The sequence below is a fragment of the Acidimicrobiia bacterium genome (assembly GCA_009694375.1).
Classification (GTDB): domain Bacteria; phylum Actinomycetota; class Acidimicrobiia; order Acidimicrobiales; family VFJN01; genus VFJN01.
On record SHVB01000011.1, the window covers coordinates 47,547 to 66,495 of the forward strand.

16 protein-coding genes are annotated in these 18,949 nt (G+C 66.7%); 6 read left to right on the forward strand and 10 right to left on the reverse strand.

What is annotated here, in order from left to right; all coding sequences use genetic code 11:
- Positions 1–5: 5 nt before the first annotated feature.
- From EXQ71_08330 to EXQ71_08350, 5 genes are read right to left on the reverse strand one after another with little or no spacing between them, the layout of a single operon-like run.
- Positions 6–1,502: a carboxylesterase/lipase family protein gene (locus EXQ71_08330; GenBank protein MSO87513.1), complete on the reverse strand. Its 1,497-nt coding sequence runs from the start codon at positions 1,500–1,502 to the stop codon at positions 6–8.
- A gap of 44 nt (positions 1,503–1,546) precedes the next feature.
- Complete coding sequence (locus tag EXQ71_08335) at positions 1,547–2,305, reverse strand: hypothetical protein (protein MSO87514.1); 759 nt, start codon at positions 2,303–2,305, stop codon at positions 1,547–1,549.
- Complete coding sequence (locus tag EXQ71_08340) at positions 2,302–3,276, reverse strand: ABC transporter ATP-binding protein (protein MSO87515.1); 975 nt, start codon at positions 3,274–3,276, stop codon at positions 2,302–2,304. The genes EXQ71_08335 and EXQ71_08340 overlap by 4 nt, the downstream gene beginning before the upstream one ends.
- Positions 3,273–4,271, reverse strand: coding sequence for a hypothetical protein (locus EXQ71_08345; protein ID MSO87516.1), 999 nt, complete (start codon positions 4,269–4,271; stop codon positions 3,273–3,275). Before EXQ71_08345 ends, EXQ71_08340 begins: the two co-directional genes overlap by 4 nt.
- Positions 4,268–5,188, reverse strand: coding sequence for an ABC transporter ATP-binding protein (locus EXQ71_08350; protein ID MSO87517.1), 921 nt, complete (start codon positions 5,186–5,188; stop codon positions 4,268–4,270). The genes EXQ71_08345 and EXQ71_08350 overlap by 4 nt, the downstream gene beginning before the upstream one ends.
- 115 nt (positions 5,189–5,303) lie before the next feature.
- Between EXQ71_08350 and EXQ71_08355 the strand changes: the two genes are divergently transcribed.
- Both EXQ71_08355 and EXQ71_08360 read left to right on the forward strand, forming a co-directional pair.
- Positions 5,304–5,504: a cold-shock protein gene (locus EXQ71_08355; protein ID MSO87518.1), complete on the forward strand. Its 201-nt coding sequence runs from the start codon at positions 5,304–5,306 to the stop codon at positions 5,502–5,504.
- Positions 5,505–5,589: 85 nt separating this feature from the next.
- A complete protein-coding gene (locus tag EXQ71_08360; GenBank protein MSO87519.1) occupies positions 5,590–5,868 on the forward strand; it encodes a hypothetical protein in 279 nt (92 codons plus the stop codon).
- A gap of 7 nt (positions 5,869–5,875) precedes the next feature.
- Here EXQ71_08360 and EXQ71_08365 read toward each other — a convergent pair whose 3' ends face one another.
- From EXQ71_08365 to EXQ71_08385, 5 genes are all read right to left on the reverse strand, one after another.
- On the reverse strand, positions 5,876–9,031 hold the full coding sequence (locus tag EXQ71_08365; protein MSO87520.1) for a methylmalonyl-CoA mutase: 3,156 nt from the start codon (positions 9,029–9,031) through the stop codon (positions 5,876–5,878).
- 65 nt (positions 9,032–9,096) lie between these two features.
- Complete coding sequence (locus tag EXQ71_08370; GenBank protein ID MSO87521.1) at positions 9,097–9,729, reverse strand: TetR/AcrR family transcriptional regulator; 633 nt, start codon at positions 9,727–9,729, stop codon at positions 9,097–9,099.
- A complete protein-coding gene (locus EXQ71_08375; GenBank protein MSO87522.1) occupies positions 9,726–11,486 on the reverse strand; it encodes a DUF1446 domain-containing protein in 1,761 nt (586 codons plus the stop codon). Before EXQ71_08375 ends, EXQ71_08370 begins: the two co-directional genes overlap by 4 nt.
- Positions 11,483–13,432, reverse strand: coding sequence for a carbamoyl-phosphate synthase L chain ATP-binding protein (locus EXQ71_08380; GenBank protein MSO87523.1), 1,950 nt, complete (start codon positions 13,430–13,432; stop codon positions 11,483–11,485). The genes EXQ71_08375 and EXQ71_08380 overlap by 4 nt, the downstream gene beginning before the upstream one ends.
- A gap of 8 nt (positions 13,433–13,440) precedes the next feature.
- The gene (locus EXQ71_08385; protein MSO87524.1) at positions 13,441–15,081 is read right to left on the reverse strand and encodes an acyl-CoA carboxylase subunit beta; all 1,641 of its coding nucleotides are present in this window, start codon (positions 15,079–15,081) and stop codon (positions 13,441–13,443) included.
- Positions 15,082–15,132: 51 nt separating this feature from the next.
- On the opposite strand from EXQ71_08385, the gene EXQ71_08390 reads away from it, so the two are divergent.
- The 4 genes from EXQ71_08390 to EXQ71_08405 are packed head-to-tail and all read left to right on the forward strand — an operon-like array spanning position 15,133 to position 18,943.
- Entirely contained in the window at positions 15,133–15,942 is an 810-nt protein-coding gene (locus EXQ71_08390; GenBank protein ID MSO87525.1) for an enoyl-CoA hydratase, read from the forward strand.
- Positions 15,942–16,766: a TIGR03084 family protein gene (locus EXQ71_08395; GenBank protein ID MSO87526.1), complete on the forward strand. Its 825-nt coding sequence runs from the start codon at positions 15,942–15,944 to the stop codon at positions 16,764–16,766. Before EXQ71_08390 ends, EXQ71_08395 begins: the two co-directional genes overlap by 1 nt.
- Before the next feature lie 12 nt (positions 16,767–16,778).
- The gene (locus EXQ71_08400) at positions 16,779–17,930 is read left to right on the forward strand and encodes a nitronate monooxygenase (protein MSO87527.1); all 1,152 of its coding nucleotides are present in this window, start codon (positions 16,779–16,781) and stop codon (positions 17,928–17,930) included.
- A gap of 38 nt (positions 17,931–17,968) precedes the next feature.
- Positions 17,969–18,943, forward strand: a complete 975-nt coding sequence (locus EXQ71_08405) for an isopenicillin N synthase family oxygenase (protein MSO87528.1) — start codon at positions 17,969–17,971, stop codon at positions 18,941–18,943.
- Positions 18,944–18,949 lie beyond the last annotated feature (6 nt).

Genomic DNA, 18,949 nt, shown 5'->3' on the forward strand with positions numbered 1-18,949 from the left:
CTCGCCTAGTTCCCTGTCGTTTCCGCCTGCCGCAGACTGGTATCGACGGCGATGCGTTCCTCATCCCGCGGGGCAAGTTCCAGGCGCGAGGTGCGATCGAACACCATGGTCGGTCGCGTGGCGGGATCATGGGCGGGCCAAGCCAGGGCGGCGGTGGAGGGGTTGCCGGTGTGGATGAAGGCGATCCAGGCATCCATCATCTCCTCGGCGAGGGCATCAGCAGCCGGGCCTGCCCCGGTGAACACGGCGATGTCGCCCCGTCCCTGGTTGCCAAACATGAAGGCGATCTCCAGGCCGTGGCAGGAGCCCAGCCATCCATTCATGATCGGTGAGCCCCACCCGAACAGGTAGACGAAGGTGGGGGCGTGGGCGCCCTGGTGATCGGCGATGTGCAGTGCCGGTACCCGGAAGAGGCGCTCGGACTCAATGGCGTAGTACACCTCGTTGGCACCGCTGGGCTCACCCCGGCGGTTCCGGGCCGAACGTACGGTGTGAATCAACCCATCGATCTCGGCCGCCGGGAAGTTGGGTTCGAGACGGGTGCGCAGTCGGGCATCGTCAAGGTCGCGGCTGTGGGGGTCTTCCCCCGCCCAGAGTTTGAACTCGTCCACGTTCGAGCCGATCATCGTGGGGATACCGGCGGCCACCCCGTCGGCCAGCGCGAGGGTGGGCAGGTTGGGGATCACGAGATCGTCCACGGCCGGGATGAACCCGAGGTCGTGCACGGGGCTCTCGAGCTCGTACTGGGCGGCGAGCAGACGCTCGACCGGCAGTGCTCGCAGGGCCAAGACATCGGCTACGCCGGTGGCGGTCACCAGGCGCTCGGCGAGTGCGATGGCCCGAGAGAGCGAGGAGGTGAGGGGGGAACCGCTCTGGGCGATGGCCTTGTGGAAGAGTCCGGCGGCGGCGGGCATGGTGCACAGCAGCGATACCGCCGAGGCACCAGCCGACTCCCCGGCAACGGTGACGTCGCCGGGGTCGCCGCCAAAGGCGGTGGCATTGCGCTGCACCCAGCGGAGCGCCTCCACCAGATCGAGCATTCCCCAGTTGGCTGGCGGGCCGCCGTTGGTGGACAACGAGGGGTGGGCGAGGAAACCGAGTACACCGAGGCGGTAGTTGACGGTGATGACCACGACGTCGCCGCGAGCGGCCAGGGCGGCACCGTCGTACAGCGGGCTCGCCCCCGAACCGTTGCGGAAGGAACCTCCATGGATCCAGACCATCACCGGGCGCGCCCCGGTGGTTCCCGGGGTCCACACGTTGGCCGACAGGCATTGCTCGTCGACCGCCAGGGTGGGGGATTGGAAGTGGGCACCGGGCTTCTGCGGAGCGATCGGACCGAAGGCGGTGGCGTCGCGCACATCGTCCCAACCATCGGCCGCCACGGGGGGAGCGAAACGATCGGCGGTGGCGTAGGGGATGCCCAGGTACACCTCAACACCGTCGCGGGCCATGCCGGCGAGGGGACCGAGGGCACTGTGGGCGATACAGGATTCAGACATAGGCGCAACCTATCGGTTGATTCCTGGTGCCGACGGGCCGCCGCTCAATCCGATGCCCCGCCGAAGCGGAGGTATCGAAGTCGTCGGGTGGCCATCACTAGGGCCACGACGGTGATGAGGATCAAGCGAACGACCGCCCCCCATCCCTGGGGGATCCCCGACCGGGCGTGGCCGGCGACGTCGTTGGTGAGGCCCACAAACACCGCATCGGCGACCCACGATGGTGACCACTGGGCCACGGCGCTCAGCGCCCCACCCACCAGGCGTTCGGTGAGGAAGACGAAGCCGAGCGACCACGCCGCCGCCCGACGGGTGAAGCAGCCGATGGCCATGAACACGGCGATATAAGCGGCCGCGCCGGTGACCCCCGCGAGGGCAATCGCCCCGGCCTGGTCGGGCACTCCGGCCACGATGGCCACCAGCGCGAAGGCCGGGCCGAGGGTGGCACCGGTGATCAGCGATCCGGAGAACCACCGGCCCATGGTGATCTGCCAGGGTGAAACGGGCGAGAGCCACGTGAAGGTGAAGGCACCGGTGCGGAGTTCGGAGCCGAGTACCGCATCACCGATGACCAGACAAGTGATGGGGAGTACCAGGGCGAACAGGCCCTGCCGGGCCACGTTGGCCAGGGCAGGGCCAGCGCCGCCGCTGAGGGCGGCGGCCAGCATCCCGAAGAGCACAGAGCCAATCGCCGCAACAGCCATCCCTCGCCAGCGGCGGGTTCCCGCGGCGGAGAGCAAGGTGTAGCGAATGATGGCCAGCAGCGCCGGTTGCGGGCGGGTGCGCACAGGAGTGTCGGTCATCGCAGCAGCTCCTGGAAGAGGCTTTCCAGCGAGTCGTCTAGGGGACGCACCTCGCGCAGGCCTACTCCCTGGTTCTTGGCCACCTGGGGGAGGAGGAACGCGAAGTCGCGCGCACTGGTGGTAGAGACAACCAGGTCATCACCCTCAATGGTGATACCCGCCACGAGGTCGTCGGCCAGCAGGGCGACGGCGAGGCGCCGTACCGCGTCGGCCCGCACCAGGATCTGTCGGGGTACTCCGTCCATCGCATCACGAATGGCCCGGTGGCCCCCGGCCGCCGCTAGTCGGCCGCGCACGAGCACGATGACCCGGTCGGCCATGGACTCCACCTCGTGGAGCACGTGGGAACTCACGATGATGGTGCGGCCCTCATCGCCGAGGCGACGGAACAGGTTGATGAGGCGGTGGCGCTGCAGCGGATCGGCCCCGTTGAGGGGCTCATCAAGTATCAGCACCAGGGGATTCTTGACGAGGGCGGCGGCCACCTTGGCGCGTTGGCGCATCCCTTTGCTGAACCCGTCCATGCGTCGATCCGCCACCGGGACCATGTCCACCATCTGGAGCGCCCAGTCCACCACGCTCCGCTCGCCGATGCCGTGGAGGTCGGCCACATAGGTGCACAGTTGGCGGGGGGTGAGGCCAGCGGGCACCGCTTCGTCTTCGGGCACCAGGGCCACCCGACGGTGCACCTCGCGATCGGCGCGGGGAAGTCGACCCTCGATCGTTAGTTGGCCCTGATTGACGGGAAGAAGACCGGTCATCACCCGCATCAAGGTGGTCTTTCCGGCGCCATTGGGACCGAGGAGACCTGTGATCCCCGGGCCGAAGGAGCAACTGAGTTCGGATAAGGCCACCATCTGGCCAAACCACACCGACACGTTGGTGACGACCACCGAGGCATTGGCGGCGAAGGCAGGATCCAGGGTCGGCGGCGGCGGCGGGGGCGGCGGGAGGACGGTGGGGTCACTCACTGGTCAACCTCGCGGTAGCGAAGAAACAAGATGGTGAAGGAACCGCTGACGATGGCGAGGTACACAACGATGGCGTAGAGCCCGCCATTGTCCACTCCCGACAGTGGGGTGCGCTCCTCAACCTGTCCTAAAAAGACCAGGTCACGCACCACGAGGGGGAGCGTGGCCAGATTGACAAGCGGAGCCGGGGTGGGGTCGTACGCGGCGAATCTCTCCACGAAAGGATTCTCGTTGCTGCCCGGCTCACCGGCGAGTGGCAAACGGTCAACATCATCGCGGAACATTTGCTCTGGGGGCACTTCTCTAGTGAGGATGGTGGAAGAGTTGGCGACGAGAATTCCCGACACTGCTGCGGTGATCAGGAACAGCCCGCCGATACACGCTCCGGCGATGATCCGCCGACCCGTAAGGGAAGAGATGGCCACCCCGATCGCGGCGTAGAACAGCGAGAGCGCCGCGATGGCCACCGGCACCTGCCAGAGCACCTCCGCGTTCTCCCGGGCGTAGCGCAGGGCACCATCGGCACTCACCAGCATTTGTCCCAGGAAGAGGACCACCTGGGGTATGAGCGAAAACCCGAAGACGAGAGCGGTCATCGCCGCTACTTTGGCGATGACGTAGTCGGCCCCGGTGAGGGGACGGGCAAAGATCAACGGGAGCACCCGCTGCCGTCGGTCGGGGCACATGATGTCGGGGGCGGTGAGCGCCACGAACAGCAACAAGGCGCTGGAAACACCCACATACTCTCGGTAGGTAATGATGCTGATCTGGTTTTCGAAATCGCCGCCGGTTATGTAGACGATGCCCACGTTCACGATGGCGGGCACCGTGACCACGGCGAGCAAGCCAAGGGGCGCCACTTTTTGACGCCACGAGCGTCGCCACCCCATGGCCCGGCGGACCGAGGTACGAAACAGAGCCGAACGAGCGCTGGCGCGGCCCCCTACGGCGCCCTCGTACGGGCGGTAGCCCCGGTCGTAGATGGCTCCGGTCATGTTGGGCGGGCCTCGGCTACGAACACATCGTCGAGGGAGGTGAGGCGGCTGATCATCCGGTGGAGCGGCAGGCCCAACTCCACCACGGCATCACGCACCGCATCCGCATCGGCATCGGCATCGCTTCCGATCTGTACCTCAACCAGTCCGGCCGATTCCACCGCGACGAGGGAGCGCTGGGCCAGCAACGCCAGCAGCGGAGCCCGGTCAGTACCCACATCCACACTCAACACGCCGGTGCGCTCGAGGAGTGATTCGGTGGAACCGGAGATGACGAGTCGGCCCCCGTCGAGCATGATGACGTGGTCACACACCCGTTGCACGTCGTCGAGCAGGTGGGTGGCGAGCAATACCGAGATGCCGAACGTGCCGAGCCGGGCCACCAACGTGAGCATTTCGTCGCGGCCAGAGGGGTCGAGTCCGGCGGTGGGTTCATCGAGCAGGACGAGTTCGGGGTCGGCCACGAGAGCCTGGGCCAACTTGGTTCGCTGGCGCATCCCGGTGGAGAAGCCCCCGACGGGTCGGAAACGGGCTTCGTCGAGTCCGACCAGATCGAGCATGTCCGAGGCGCGCTGGCGGGCGGCGCGGGGGCGCAGGCCGCTGAGTTCACCGAAACTGGCGACGATGTCGGTGGCGCTCTGGTCCAGCGGGAGGCAGTCATGTTCGGGCATGTAGCCGATGCGGCCGCGCGCCCCGACCGGGTCGGCGGCGACGTCGATGCCACAGATCTCGAGCGTCCCTTGGCTCGGTCGGCTGAGGCCCAGCATCATGCGGAAGAAGGTGGTTTTGCCGGCCCCGTTGGCCCCTACCAGGCCCACTAGGCCTTGAGGGACATCGAGCGTGAGGTCTTCTACCGCTACTACCCCGGGGTATCGCTTGGTGAGGCCCGTAGCCCGAAGAAGTGGAGGGTCGGCCATGAACGCAGGCTACACAGGATGCAGATGGCGCAGACACGGTCTAATGGACGTATGCTTGGGATTCGAACAGGGAAGTCAGTCGGACTTGCTTGCAATGCAGATAGGTAGAAACACAGTGGCAACTGGAACCGTGAAGTTCTTCAACAACGAGAAGGGCTTCGGCTTCATCTCACGTGAGCAAGGCGACGATGTCTTCGTTCACTTCTCCAACATCCAAGGCGATGGCTATAAGTCCCTCGACGAGGGTCAGCGCGTTGAGTTTGACGTCGCTCCGGGCCGTAAGGGCGAAGAAGCCCAGAACGTTCGAGTCGTCTAACCCCGCATTGGTTTGATCGAAGCCGCCGGCACTCGTGCCGGCGGCTTCGTCATGCTTCGGGCCAGATCGAGGAAAGGGAATACCGATGGCTGCACAGCGAACGAGCTTCGAGAAGCTCCAGCGTGATCGCGCCAAGAAAGCCAAGGCTGCCGCGAAGCGCGAGAAGCGTCTCGATAAGGGCACCGACGAAGAGAGCGACACGCTCGAACCGCTTGCTCCTGCCGAGCCCGGCACGGAGATGTCGGCCAGTGAACTGCTGGCCCGGGTGGAAGAGATTCACCGCCTGTTCGACGACAAGAAGTTGTCCTTCGAAGACTTCGAGGAGCAAAAAGCGGACCTCATGGCCCGCATCTCGGTGGAGTGATCCCGGGCTAGACGTTGCGGCGGTAGCGACCGCCTACCTCAAAGAGGGCGTCGGTAATCTGTCCGAGGCTGCACACTCGCGCCGCCTCCATCAGCACGGCAAAGAGATTGTCGCCGGCGAGCGCCGCATCTTGCAGGCGAGCGAGCATGGGAGGCGCTTCGTGGGCATGGGCGGCGTGGAAGGCGTGCAGGCGAGCGAGTTGGCTCTGTTTCTCGGCGTCGGTGGAGCGGGCCAACTCCACCACGGGGGCCGTCGCCACCTCATCGCCGGGGGCTAGGAACGTGTTCACCCCCACGATGGGCAGTGAACCGTCGTGTTTGGCGTGTTCATAGCGCATCGACTCATCCTGAATCCGGCCGCGCTGGTACCCCGTCTCCATTGCGCCAAGCACTCCGCCGCGTTCGGAGATGCGTTCGAGTTCGTCGAGAACAGCGGTTTCCACGAGCTCGGTGAGGTGTTCGATGATGAAGCTGCCCTGGTTGGGGTTCTCGTTCATCGAAAGACCCCACTCGCGGTTGATGATCATCTGGATAGCCAGTGCCCGCCGCACCGATTCGGTGGTGGGGGTGGTGACCGCTTCGTCGTAGGCGTTGGTGTGGAGGCTGTTGGCGTTGTCGTAGAGCGCGATGAGGGCCTGGAGGGTGGTGCGGATGTCGTTGAAGTCCATCTCCTGGGCGTGCAGCGATCGACCGGATGTTTGGACGTGGTACTTGAGTTTCTGGCTGCGTTCGTCGGCTCCGTAACGATCCCGCATCGCGATGGCCCAGATGCGACGGGCCACCCGACCCAGCACCGTGAACTCCGGGTCCATGCCGTTGGAGAAGAAGAACGAGAGGTTGGGGGCGAAGTCGTCGATGTCGAGCCCACGGGCCAGGTAACTCTCCACGTAGGTGAAGCCGTTGGCCAGGGTGAAGGCGAGTTGGCTCACCGGGTTCGCGCCCGCTTCGGCGATGTGGTAGCCGGAGATCGACACGCTGTAAAAACTGCGCACCTCATGCTCAACAAACCACTCCTGGATATCGGCCATCACCCCCAGGCTGAACTCAGTGGAGAAGATGCAAGTGTTCTGACCCTGGTCCTCCTTCAAGATGTCGGCCTGCACCGTGCCCCGCACCCGTCGCAGCACCTCGGCGGGGGTGAGTTCGGGGTGCTGGTCGATGGCGGCGTTGAGGAACATGGCCAAGACGGTGGGGGCAGGACCGTTGATGGTCATGGAGACCGAGGTGCTGGGGTCGCACAGGTCGAAGCCCTCGTAGAGCGCTCGCATGTCGTCGAAGGTGGCGATGGAGACGCCAGCGTTGCCCACTTTGCCGTAGATATCGGGCCGTTCGTCGGGGTTGAAGCCGTAGAGGGTCACTGAGTCGAAAGCGGTGGACAGGCGAGTGGCCGGTTGGTTCTCGGCGAGGAGGTGGAAGCGCCGGTTGGTGCGGAAGGCGTCGCCTTCGCCGGCGAACATGCGGGCGGGGTCTTCGTCGTCGCGCTTGAGAGGAAAAACCCCCGCCGCGAACGGAAAGGAACCCGGGAGGTTTTCCGCCCGCAGGAAGCGCAGCACGTCGCCGGGGTCGGCATAGCGCGGGAGCGCCACCCGGGGTACCAGTGATCCCGACAAAGATTCGCGTACCAGGGGCACCCCGGCGGCGTTGGTGGTGCCGGTCATCTCGGTCACCCGGGCGGGCCAGGCCTCGAGTAAGGCTCGACAATCCGGATCGAGGGCGGCGGTGGAGTGCAGCCGGGCGGCGTCGACCTCCCCGGTGTCCCGGCCCTGTTCGGCCAGGGTGGCCGCCGCTCCTTCCAGATGGGCGATCGTGCGCGCCGCTCCCGCCTGGGTCTCGGTGTGGGCGTGGTAAGACCGCACGACCTCGGCGATCTCGGCGAGATAGCGAGTGCGCTCGGGGGGCACGATGGCGGCGATGCGGCTACTGGTCCGGCCCGGGGCCGGGGCCAGAGTGTCGGCTACCACCGGCAGACCATGCTGGCGAAGGCGGTCGCGCAGGTAGTGGTAAAGGGCGGTCACGCCGTCGTCGTTGAAGCGCGATGCGATGGTGCCGAAGACCGGGAGGTCGGCCGAGCGGGCGTCGAACCGTTCCTGGTTGCGAGCCACCTGGCGCCGCACATCCCGCAGGGCATCCTCGGCCCCCCGGCGCTCGAACTTGTTGATCACGACCGCGGCCGCGAAGTCGAGCATGTCGATCTTCTCTAGTTGGCTAGCGGCGCCGAACTCGGGGGTCATCACGTAGATAGGCACATCCACGTGGCTCACGATGCCGACGTCGCCCTGCCCGATACCGGGGGTCTCCACGATGATCAGGTCGTAGCCGGCCGCCCGGCACGCCACGATGATGTCGTCAAGGGCTTCGGGTACTTCACCGGCCCCGCGCGTCGCCAGCGATCGGAAGAACACGGTGGGTGGATCGATGGCGTTCATGCGGATGCGGTCGCCCAAGAGGGCGCCGCCGCCGCGGCGGCGGGTGGGGTCGACGGCCAGCACGGCGATGCGCAGTTTGTCCTGCTGGTCGAGCCGGAATCGTCGCACCAACTCGTCGGTGAGGGAGGACTTCCCCGATCCGCCGGTGCCGGTTATGCCCAGCCGAGGAGCGGGCCGAGCGGCGGCGGCGGCGCGGAGTTGGTCCCGGAGGGCCGGATCCATCCGGCCCAGTTCCAGCGCCGTGATCGCTTGCGCCAGCGCGCTCTGGTCTCCCGCCAGGACGGCATCCACCGAGGTAAGTGGTGGGGTGATGGGATCCCGGTCGCAGGCCCGCACGATCACGTTGATCATGCGGGCCAGACCCAGTTCTTGTCCGTCTTCCGGCGAAAAAATACGGGCAACGCCATAGGCCTGGAGATCAGCGATCTCACTCGGGATGATCACGCCGCCACCGCCACCGAAGACCTGCACCTCGCTCCGGCCACTGCGGCGAAGTTCGTCGACGAGGTAGCGGAAGTATTCGCAGTGACCGCCCTGGTACGACGACACCGCCACGCCCTGTGCGTCTTCCTGCACCACCGCGGTGAGTACCTCTTGCACCGAGCGGTTATGCCCGAGGTGAATGACCTCGCACCCTTGCCCCTGCAGGATGCGGCGCATGATGTTGATGGCGGCGTCGTGTCCGTCGAACAGGCTGGCGGCGGTGACAATCCGCACCGGGTGGGTGGGTACGTGCAACGCCGGACCAGCAATCACGGGCTCAGGTTATGCGAAATATTCACCGCAACGCCGCCGAAGGGGCTTCAGGCCACCGCCAGACCTCGAAGAATCACGTCAACCACCGCGTCGGCCGCGTCTTTGGGGGAGGACCGCAGGGTGGAGATGACTTCGGGGCGGGCCAGGTCGCGGCCGAGACCGGCCATCACCCGGGCCACCGCGCCGGTGTCCACGTTGGCCATTTCCCCTCGCGCCACGGCTAGGTCCAGAAGGCATCGGGCCACCGCTACGAGATAGTTGGAGTGGGTGTCGTTGAGGCGCTGGGCGGCGGGCACCGTCGCCATATCGCGCGCGAAGGCCGCCGTGGTGCCGGCCACCGCCACCGTGGCCGCGCGGAGGTAGGCCCGCAGCGCATCGAGGGGGGCCATGTCGTTATGGAGGGCACCGGCGGCGGTGCGGCCGATGCGCCAGAGGTTGCGGTCCACCACCACCAGCACGAGCTCATCCCGACTGGGGGCCAGTTCGTAGAGCGTGCGCAGCGAACAACTCAATGTCGCGGCCAGCCCGACCATGGTGAGATCGGCGAAGCCGTCATCCACCAACGCGCTGAGGGCATCGAGAATCTCGCGTTGGCGGCTCGTAAGGGAGCGTTCGCGTTGGCGGCTCAACACGGGCACGGGTCGGGGCACCGATCGGATCTGATCGTCGAGGTTGGTCATTGCAGCAGTGATGCGGGCGCGTCAACGACGCGAGCCCGCAGCCACTCGCCCAGGCTCTTGGCCTGGCCGTCCTGGCGGGTGGAGGCCGCCACGCCCTCTTGCAGCAGGCCCACGATCACGAAGTTGAGCGAGCGCAGCGACGGCAGGGGGTGGCGGGTTACCACGAGGTCTGCCGTTTCGGGCAAGAGCCTCTGGAGGCGATCGATGGTGAGGAAGGCGTCCAGCCAGGCCCACGCCTCGTCGCTACGGGCGAACACGCCGAGGTTGGCGTTGCCGCCCTTGTCGCCCGAGCGGGCGCCCACGATGCGTCCCAACGGTACCGCCACGGTGGCGTCGGTGGGCCCAGGCACCCCTGGCCCGGGTTGGGGGGTGACCGTCACCGACCCCGGGGGCGCCACCGAGGTCACCACCATGGCGCCGCCGCCGAGCGCCACGACCTCCTGGGGGACGAGGGCGGCGGGAACAAGGGCGGGCCGGAACACGCCGTAGGGACGGGCGGTGGAGGGCCCGGCCCCCACCCCGAAGAACCCCGGGATGTTGGCTAGGGCCAGTTCGATGACGGCGTTGGAGACCGTTCGGCCCACCTTGTGCTCGTCGGGGTCCTTGACGCAAAGCCGCCACAGCGCAACGGCCTCTTCGTTGGTGGCGGGATCGGGCTTGTCCGTGCGCACGAGTTGAGTGGTCACGCTGGCGAAGTCGTTTGGCCCGTAGGGACAGGCCGCCCAGAACCCCTCCTCCACCAGGTGGGCCTTGGTTTCGATGTCGAGGCCGGTGATGGCCACGGCCAGGTCGTTGCGGTACCCGCCCCACTCGTTCATGGCCACCTTCAGTGTGGCCGGGGGCGGTTCACCCTTCGTACCGCTGATGCGAACTCGGTCCGGGGCCACCTCGGTGAGTTCGATGGTGTCGAAGCGGGCGGTGACGTCGGGACCGAGATAGGCGGGGCCACCGATTTCGTAGAGCAACTGTGAAGTGACGGTGCCGATCGACACCTGCCCCCCTGCGCCGTCATGTTTGCCAATGATCGACGATCCGTCGGCCGCCACTTCGGCCCACGGAAAACCAGGGCGCACGAGGCCGGGCACCTCGGTAAAAAAGGAGTAGTTGCCGCCGGTGGCTTGGGTGCCGCACTCAATGACATGGCCGGCCACCACGGCCCCGGCGAGGGCATCCCAGTTGTCGCGCTCCCAGTGGTGATGCCAGGCCGCCGGTCCGCAGACGATGGCGGCATCGGTAACACGACCGGTGATCACGATGTCGGCTCCACCCCGCAGCGCCTCCACGATGCCCCAGCATCCGAAGTAGGCGTTGGCGCTGATGAACCGGGCGGTGTCGCCGATGGGCTCACCCGTATCGAGGTGGGCCATCTCCACACCGGCGGTCACCAACTCGGGCAGGCGGGGGAGGAGATCATCGCCGCGCACGTAGGCGATGCGCGGCGACAACCCGAGCCGGTCGGCCACCTCAGCCACCGCTTCGGCGCACGCATCGGGATCGAGGCCCCCGGCGTTGGACACAACCTTGATGCCGCGGTCGAGGCAGGTGCCCATCACCTGCTCCATCTGGATGACGAAACTGCGGGCGTAGCCCCCGCGAGGGTGCTTGGCCCGGGTGCGGGCGAGGATGAGCATCGTGAGTTCGGCCAGCCAGTCGCCGGTGAGCACATCGATCGGCCCGCCCTCCACCATCTCAGCTGCCGCGCTCATTCGGTCGCCGTAAAAGCCGGAGCAGTTGGCGATACGGAGGGGAGCGGTCATGAGATTTCCTCTTCATCAGGGGAGTTGGGGGCTTCGATGATCAGGAGTACCTGGCTGTTGCGAACCTGTTCGCCGGCGCGCACGAGCACCTCGACCACGGTGCCATTGTTGGCGGCGGTGATGTGGTGTTCCATCTTCATGGCCTCGAGCACCACGAGGATTTGGCCAGCGGTCACCGTGTCGCCCACCGCCACCCGCACGTCGCTGGCCACCCCTGGCATGGGGGCCACCAGGCCACCAGCCGCGATGGCAACGGTGGGTGGGGGGAAGCGCGAGACGATGTCGATCTCTACCGTGCCGTTCCCGGTCTGGATGTGCAATCGCGAGCCAGACCGGGTGATTCGTGACACACTCCGGCGACCGTCGATCTCCACATCGATGCGTTCCTCGCTCCACTGGTGCACCCGGGCGAGGGTGGTGTCGCCCACCCGAAACGAGCCGTCTCGCTGCGCCCGGTAGGTGACGGCCACAGACTGCTCGCCTCGGGCGAAGGTCGCCTGCTGGGCCGGGAGACGGGCGTTGCGCCAGCCGCTCGGAAACCCCCGCAGCACCGGGGCATGGTGGCGGTGGTGGCCCTGTTGCCAGAGGGCGGCGGTAATGGCCAGACGCATCAGGGCGGTGTCGTCTAGTGCCGGGGTACCGCCGGGCCGCACCCGCTCGATGAAGTCGGTGGTGGTGTCGCCCGCCAGGAAGGCGGGGTGGCGCAAGGTGGCGGTCAGAAAGGCCTGGTTGGTGGTGATGCCGCCGACGTGGAGCCGATCGAGGGCCAGGGCCAGGCGACCGGCCGCCTCGGACCGAGTGGGGGCATGGGCGATGACCTTGGCGAGCATCGGGTCGAAATCGAGCCCCACCGTGGAGCCGGTGGCGACCCCGGTGTCCCAGCGCACCTCGGGTTCGGCGGGAGGTACGAAGGCCGCGAGGGTGCCGATGGCGGGCAGGAAGCCCGCCGCTACATCCTCGGCGTAGAGGCGGGCCTCGATGGCGTGGCCTGTCCACGACACGTCGGCCTGTCCGTAGCCGAGCGGTTCGCCCGCCGCGATGCGGATCTGTTCGCGCACCAGATCGATCCCGGTTACCGCCTCGGTTACGGGGTGCTCCACCTGCAGGCGGGTGTTCACCTCGAGGAAGAAGAACTCCCCGGTGGTCTCCTCCAGGAGGAATTCGACCGTGCCGGTGGATTGGTAGCCGAGGGCGCCGGCGAGGGCGAGAGCGGCCGCTCCCATCTTGGTGCGCAGGGTGGTGTCTACCGCCGACGACGGCGACTCCTCGATGATCTTCTGGTGGCGTCGCTGGATCGAGCATTCCCGCTCGCCGAGGTGCAGCAGACCACCGTGGGCATCGCCAAGAATCTGTATCTCGATGTGTCGGGCCCGCTCGAGGTAGCGCTCCAGGAAAACCCGGTCATCACCGAATCCGCTGGCGGCTTCCCGGCGAGCGGCCGCCACGGCTTCGGAGAGTTGGGAGGGGTCGGCGGCGATCCGCATCCCTTTACCGCCGCCCCCGGCGGCCGCTTTCACGAGGATCGGGTACCCCAGTGCGCCGGCGTCGGCTACGTCCTGCGAGGAGGCCAGGGTGGGAACCCCTGCCGCCTCGGCGAGTACTTTGGCGGCGATCTTGTCGCCCATGGCCTCGATGATCTCCGGGGAGGGTCCGATCCATACGAGCCCGGCCTGGGTAACGGCGGTGGCGAAGACGGCGTTCTCCGACAGGAATCCGTAGCCAGGGTGGATGGCATCGGCTCCGGTGGCCACCGCCGCTGCGATGATGGCGTCGCCGTCGAGGTATCCGTTGGGGAGGAGCACGGCTTCGTCAGCGTCGGCCACGAATGGGCTGTTGGCATCGGCGGGGGCGTAGACGGCCACGCACTGGAGGCCCATGGCGCGCGCGGTGCGGAACACGCGGCCGGCGATCTCGCCGCGATTGGCGACGAGCAGGCGCCTGATCACAGTGGGGCTCACAGTCGAAACACGCCGTAGCCGTCGGCACCCTCGATGGGTTTGTTGCGTACCACCGAGAGGCACATTCCCAACACGGTGCGCGTATCGCGCGGGTCGATGATTCCGTCGTCGCTGATGGCGCCAGTGGCGCGCAGGGCGAGCGATCCGCTTTCCTGCACGGCCTCCACCATCTCCACGATCTTGGCGTCCTCGTCCTCATCGAACGGCTCACCCTGGCGGGCGGCCTGGCCTCGCCGGACGATCGACATCACCCCGGCGATCTGCTTGGGTCCCATCACCGCCACCTTGGCCGTGGGCCAGAGGAAGGTGAAGCGGTTCCCGAACGCTCGGCCAGACATCCCGTAGGTGCCGGCGCCGTAGGACGAGCCGATGATCACGGTGAGGTGCGGCACGGTGGAGTTGGTGACGGCGTTGAGCATTTGCGAGCCCTTTTTGATGATCCCGGCCGCCTCGAAGTCGCGGCCCACCATGAAACCGGTGATGTTTTGCAGGAACACCAAGGGAACGTCGATCTGGTTGCAGAGTTGGATGAAATGGGCCGCCTTCTCCGCCGAGTCGGGGTAGAGCACCCCGTTGTTGCCCACCATCCCCACCGGATACCCGTGGATCGAAGCCCATCCACACACGAGGGTGGGGCCGTAGCGGGCCTTGAACTCCTCGAAGCGGGAGCCGTCGACCACTCGGGCGATGACGTCTCGCATTTCTACGGGCTGTTTCAGGTCCCGGCTCACGATGCCCAGTAACTCCTCGGGATCATGGACGGGTTCGTCGGGGCGGAAGTGGGGTTCGGGGCCGGGTTTGCGCCAGTTCAGGTGCGACACCACCTCGCGGCACAAGCGCAGGGCGTCCATTTCATCCACGGCGTAGTAATCGCCTAGGCCGGAGACCTCCGCGTGGAGGTCGGCCCCCCCGAGGGTCTCGTCGTCGCTCTCCTCACCGGTGGCCATCTTCACCAGCGGAGGACCAGCCAGGAAGATTTTGGACTGCTCCTTCACCACGATCACATAGTCCGACAGGCCGGGTTGGTAGGCCCCGCCGGCGGTAGATGAGCCAAACACCACGCACACCGTGGGAATCTCCATCTGGGAGAGTTCGATCAACTCATAGAAGAAGCGGCCGCTCTCGGCGAAGTGTTCGGTCTGTGCGCGGCGACCCCCGCCCCCGGCCTCTACCCGAAGGTCAGCCCCGGCGGACTCCACGAAACTCACATAGGGAAGATGGTTGTCGCGGGCGATCTCCAGGGCGCGATTCCATTTCTTGGCGGCGTAGGGCGTGAGGGCCCCGCCGAGTACCGAAGGGTCATTGGCCAAGATCACGCATTCGGTGCCCGCGATGATCCCGATGCCCACGAGCATCCCGCCGCCGATGGTGTAGTCGGAGTCGTAGCCCGCTAGGGGGCTGATCTCGAGAAACGGACTGTCGGGGTCGAGCACATGGGCGATGCGCTGGCGCACCGGGAGTTTGCCGCGGCTGCGGAGGCGGTCCATCCGAGTGGTGCCGCCGCCGGCCTCCGCCTCGTCGAGCAACTCGTCGATCACGGCCAACTGTTCGAGCATGTCGGAGCGGTTCTGGGCGAAGGTGGCGCCGGTGGGATCGAGAGTGGAGCGGAGGGGTTCCGCTAGTCCGGTGCGTTGCATGACGCCCGACCGTATTGCGGTAATCTTCAGTGGTCAATGTTATCGTGCGGCATGGCGAAGGGCGCGACAGATCCGGTGGTCACGGTGACCATTTCGGCGGGCGTCGCCACTCTCACCCTGGTTGATGAAGCCAATCGCAATGCCCTCACGCGGGCGGTGGTGGCGGAACTGATCGACGGCCTGGCCGCCGCCAACGCCAGCGCCTCGGTGCGCGTCATCGTGATCACCAACACTGGACGGATATTTTGTGCCGGGGCTGATTTGAGCGAACAGTCTGGTGCGGGGGCGACCGCCGATTCCCCTCCGCCGCCGGGGCGGGGACCGGACGGGCTCGTGACCTTGCTTCGGTTGATCCAACAATCACCGACGCCGGTGGTGGCGCGGGTAGACGGCCATGCCGTGGCCGGTGGCGTAGGCCTGGTGGCGGCGTGCGACATCTCCATCGCCCGCGACGACGTGCTGTTGGGTTTCACCGAGGTGCGGGTGGGGGTGATCCCGGCGATGATCTCGGTGGTCTGCCTGCCCAAGATGCGGCGCGGGGATGCGCTGGAGGCCTTCCTACGGGGTCGACGATTCCTGGCCCCCGAAGCGGCGGGGCTTGGTCTTATTACCCGCGCCGTGCCCGCCGCCGAACTCGATGCTGAAGTGGCCGCGGTGGTGGACGATCTCACCCGCGGCGGTCCCGTGGCGCTGGCCGAGGCCAAGCGCCTCGTGTATGACGTTCCCATGTTGTCGGCCGAAGATGCCTGGCGGTTGACCACTGAGCGTTCCCAGGAGCGGTTCACCAGTGCCGAGGCCGCCGAGGGAATGGCCGCCTTCTTGGAAAAGCGGGCCCCAGCGTGGGCGCCGAGAGATCAATGATGCCGTCGCCCACGGTGGCGATCCTGGCCGCCGACCTCGTGGCCGAGCAGGAGGCGCTTGATGTGGTGGTCGGGGGGCTCACCGAAGCCCAGTGGCACCTCGCCACCCCCAGTCCGGGGTGGACCGTGGCCGATCAGATCGGACACCTCCAGTACTTCGACGGCACCGCCACCAACGCCATCATGCACCCCGAGGTTTTCGCAACGCAGCGCGACGAACTGGTGGCGGCGTCCCTCGACCATCCCGAGGCCGCCGATGCGCTCACCCTCGGCCCCTGGCGAGCCATGACGGTAGCGGCGCGTTTGGAACAGTGGCGGGAACAGCGGAATCGCCTGGCCCACGCCACCATCACTCTTACCGAGGACCAACGCATCGATTGGTACGGACCGTCGATGGGAGCGAAGTCGTTTCTTACCGCCCGTCTCATGGAGACATGGGCCCACGGTCAAGACGTGGTCGATGCGATGGCGGCGGCCGGGCTGGAGGCATCCCGGCCCGCTACCGACCGTCTCCGCCACATTGCTCAACTCGGCGTGATCACCCGCCGCTGGTCGTACCTGAACCGGGGGATGGATATGCCCACCGAGGAGGTGGGTGTGGAACTTCTCGGCCCCTCCGGCGACCTCTGGAGGTGGGGCGGAGACGACAATCCCGCTACGGTGCGCGGGCTCGCCGAACACTTTTGCTTGGTGGTCACCCAACGCCGTCATCGCGATGACACCGACCTGGCGGTGACCGGGGCGGCCGCCGCCGATTGGCTCGATCATGCCCAGGCCTTTGCCGGGGCCCCCACCACTGGCCCCCCGGCCACTCATCCTCAATAACTCAGGAGCCCCATGCGCACCTCTGTCACGGATCTACTCAACATCGAGTTCCCCATCCTGGCGTTCTCCCACTGTCGCGATGTGGTGGCGGCGGTCTCCAAGGCTGGTGGTCTCGGTGTGCTCGGAGCCGTGGCCCACAGCCCCGAACAACTCGCGATCGATTTGGCGTGGATCGAGGCCGAGGTGGGGGAGCGGCCCTACGGGGTGGACCTGATCGTGCCCGCTCGCTACGCCGGCGACGAGAACGGCGGCTACACGCTGGAAGACATTCGCCGACTCATCCCCGCCGAACACCAGGCTTTCGTCGATGACATTCTTCGTCGCTACGACGTTCCCGAACTCTTAGAGCGCGACGACCTTGTTGGGGGGCGTGGTCTCGAGCAAGCCGGAGGCGGGGCCGCCCCGTTCTCGGCGGCGGCGGCCGGTCCGCAGTTGGAGATTGCGTTGGCCCATCGCACCGCCTTCGTGGCCAATGCGCTCGGACCGCCCCCCCAGTTCCTCATCGATCGGGTGAAAGAGGAGGGCCGGCTGGTGGGAGCGCTGGCGGGCAAAGCGGTGCACGCCGAACGGCATGTGCAGGCCGGGGTGGACATCATCATCGCCCAGGGCTACGAGGCCGGTGGCCACACCGGAGAGATCGGCTCGATGGTGCTCATCCCCGAGGTGGTGGACGCAGTGGCCCCCGTGCCTGTGCTCGGTGCCGGTGGTATTGGCCGGGGCCGCCAGATGGCCGCCGCCATGGCTCTCGGCGCCCAGGGGGTGTGGTGCGGATCGGTGTGGCTCACCACCGATGAGGCCGAAACTCACCCGGTGGTGAAAGAGAAAATGCTCACGGCTACCTCCGACGACACGTTGCGTTCGCGGTCGCTCACGGGCAAACCCGCCCGCATGTTGAAGTCGGCGTGGACCGAGGAGTGGGAACGGGCCGATACGCCCGATCCGTTGGGTATGCCCCTACAGCCGATCCTCACTGCGATTGCCCAGCAGCGAATTAGCCGAGCCGCCATGACTCCCGGGTCCGGTGCTGAGAAACTGGCCAACTACTTCGTGGGTCAGGTGGTGGGCACGATGAACCAGCGCAAGACCTCCCGGCAGGTTGTGTTCGACATGATCGAGGAGTTCATCGAGGCCACCGAGGCCCTCGCCCGCCAACTCGACGCCTGAGGTCCTCCTCCCATCGGGAGCGGCGATAGGTTGCCCACATGGCGGAGATTCTCGAGGTGGACCTCTTGCACTTCGAGCAGGGCGATACCCGCCAACGCGCTGCGGTGGTGGACGGTGTGCGGCGCTCCCTGGCCACCGGCTTCGTGTACACCACCCATGATCTTTCCGAAGCCCTGATCGACGATGCCTACGGCAAGTTGGCGGAGTTCTTCTCCCTGGATCAGGCCACCAAGAGCAGGTTCGTGGCCCCTGGTTCCCACGGCCAGACGGGGTACACCGGGCTGTTGGTGGAGACGGCGACCTCGGCCGAGGTGCCTGATTGGAAGGAGATGCTGAACTGGAGTGACGAGCCACCCGTCGGTCACCCCCTGCGGCGTAAGTATCCGCACCGCTACTTGGATCAGGTACTCCCCGAAGCGGCGGTACCGGGTATCACCGAGGTGCTGATGGTGTTTCACGAGCGCCTCTACGACCTCCAGCGGCGTTTTCTGCGCCTCATCGCGGTGGGTCTGGGCGCCCATGAGGATCTCTTCGAGGCGATGTTGCCGAACGGTTCCACCCTCACTCGGGCCATTCGTTATCCACCGATGGCCGATGCTCCCGCCGGCCCGGTCCACGAGTGGGCCGGGGAGCACGCCGACATCAACTTGATCACCGCGCTGCCCCGGGCCACCGCCCCGGGCCTCCAGGTAAAAACCGGCGATGGCTGGGTTGACGCCGTGGCCCCGGATGGGAGGGTGATCATCAACTCAGGAATGATGCTGGAGGTGCTCTCCAATGGCCTGATTCCCCCCGGGGTTCATCGGGTGGTCGCCGAGCCCGCCTACGCCGGCGAGCGGTACAGCGTGGTGCAGTTCTGCCACCCCACGCCGTGGACGGTCCTCTCCCCGCTCCCCTCGTGCTGCACGGCCGAGACGCCCCAGCGTTTCGGGGCCATCGAGGCGGGCGACAAACTCGATGAGGTGCTCTACAACCTGAACCTCATCGAGGGGGCTCCTCGGTTGACCGACTGAGCGCGG

Coding starts and splice junctions, on each gene's coding strand:
- EXQ71_08330 (MSO87513.1), bottom strand. CDS start 1,502: ATGTCTGAATCCTGTATCGCCCACAGTGCCCTCGGTCCCCTCGCCGGC.
- EXQ71_08335 (MSO87514.1), bottom strand. CDS start 2,305: ATGACCGACACTCCTGTGCGCACCCGCCCGCAACCGGCGCTGCTGGCC.
- EXQ71_08345 (MSO87516.1), bottom strand. CDS start 4,271: ATGACCGGAGCCATCTACGACCGGGGCTACCGCCCGTACGAGGGCGCC.
- EXQ71_08350 (MSO87517.1), bottom strand. CDS start 5,188: ATGGCCGACCCTCCACTTCTTCGGGCTACGGGCCTCACCAAGCGATAC.
- EXQ71_08360 (MSO87519.1), top strand. CDS start 5,590: ATGGCTGCACAGCGAACGAGCTTCGAGAAGCTCCAGCGTGATCGCGCC.
- EXQ71_08370 (MSO87521.1), bottom strand. CDS start 9,729: ATGACCAACCTCGACGATCAGATCCGATCGGTGCCCCGACCCGTGCCC.
- EXQ71_08375 (MSO87522.1), bottom strand. CDS start 11,486: ATGACCGCTCCCCTCCGTATCGCCAACTGCTCCGGCTTTTACGGCGAC.
- EXQ71_08385 (MSO87524.1), bottom strand. CDS start 15,081: ATGCAACGCACCGGACTAGCGGAACCCCTCCGCTCCACTCTCGATCCC.
- EXQ71_08390 (MSO87525.1), top strand. CDS start 15,133: ATGGCGAAGGGCGCGACAGATCCGGTGGTCACGGTGACCATTTCGGCG.
- EXQ71_08395 (MSO87526.1), top strand. CDS start 15,942: ATGCCGTCGCCCACGGTGGCGATCCTGGCCGCCGACCTCGTGGCCGAG.
- EXQ71_08400 (MSO87527.1), top strand. CDS start 16,779: ATGCGCACCTCTGTCACGGATCTACTCAACATCGAGTTCCCCATCCTG.
- EXQ71_08405 (MSO87528.1), top strand. CDS start 17,969: ATGGCGGAGATTCTCGAGGTGGACCTCTTGCACTTCGAGCAGGGCGAT.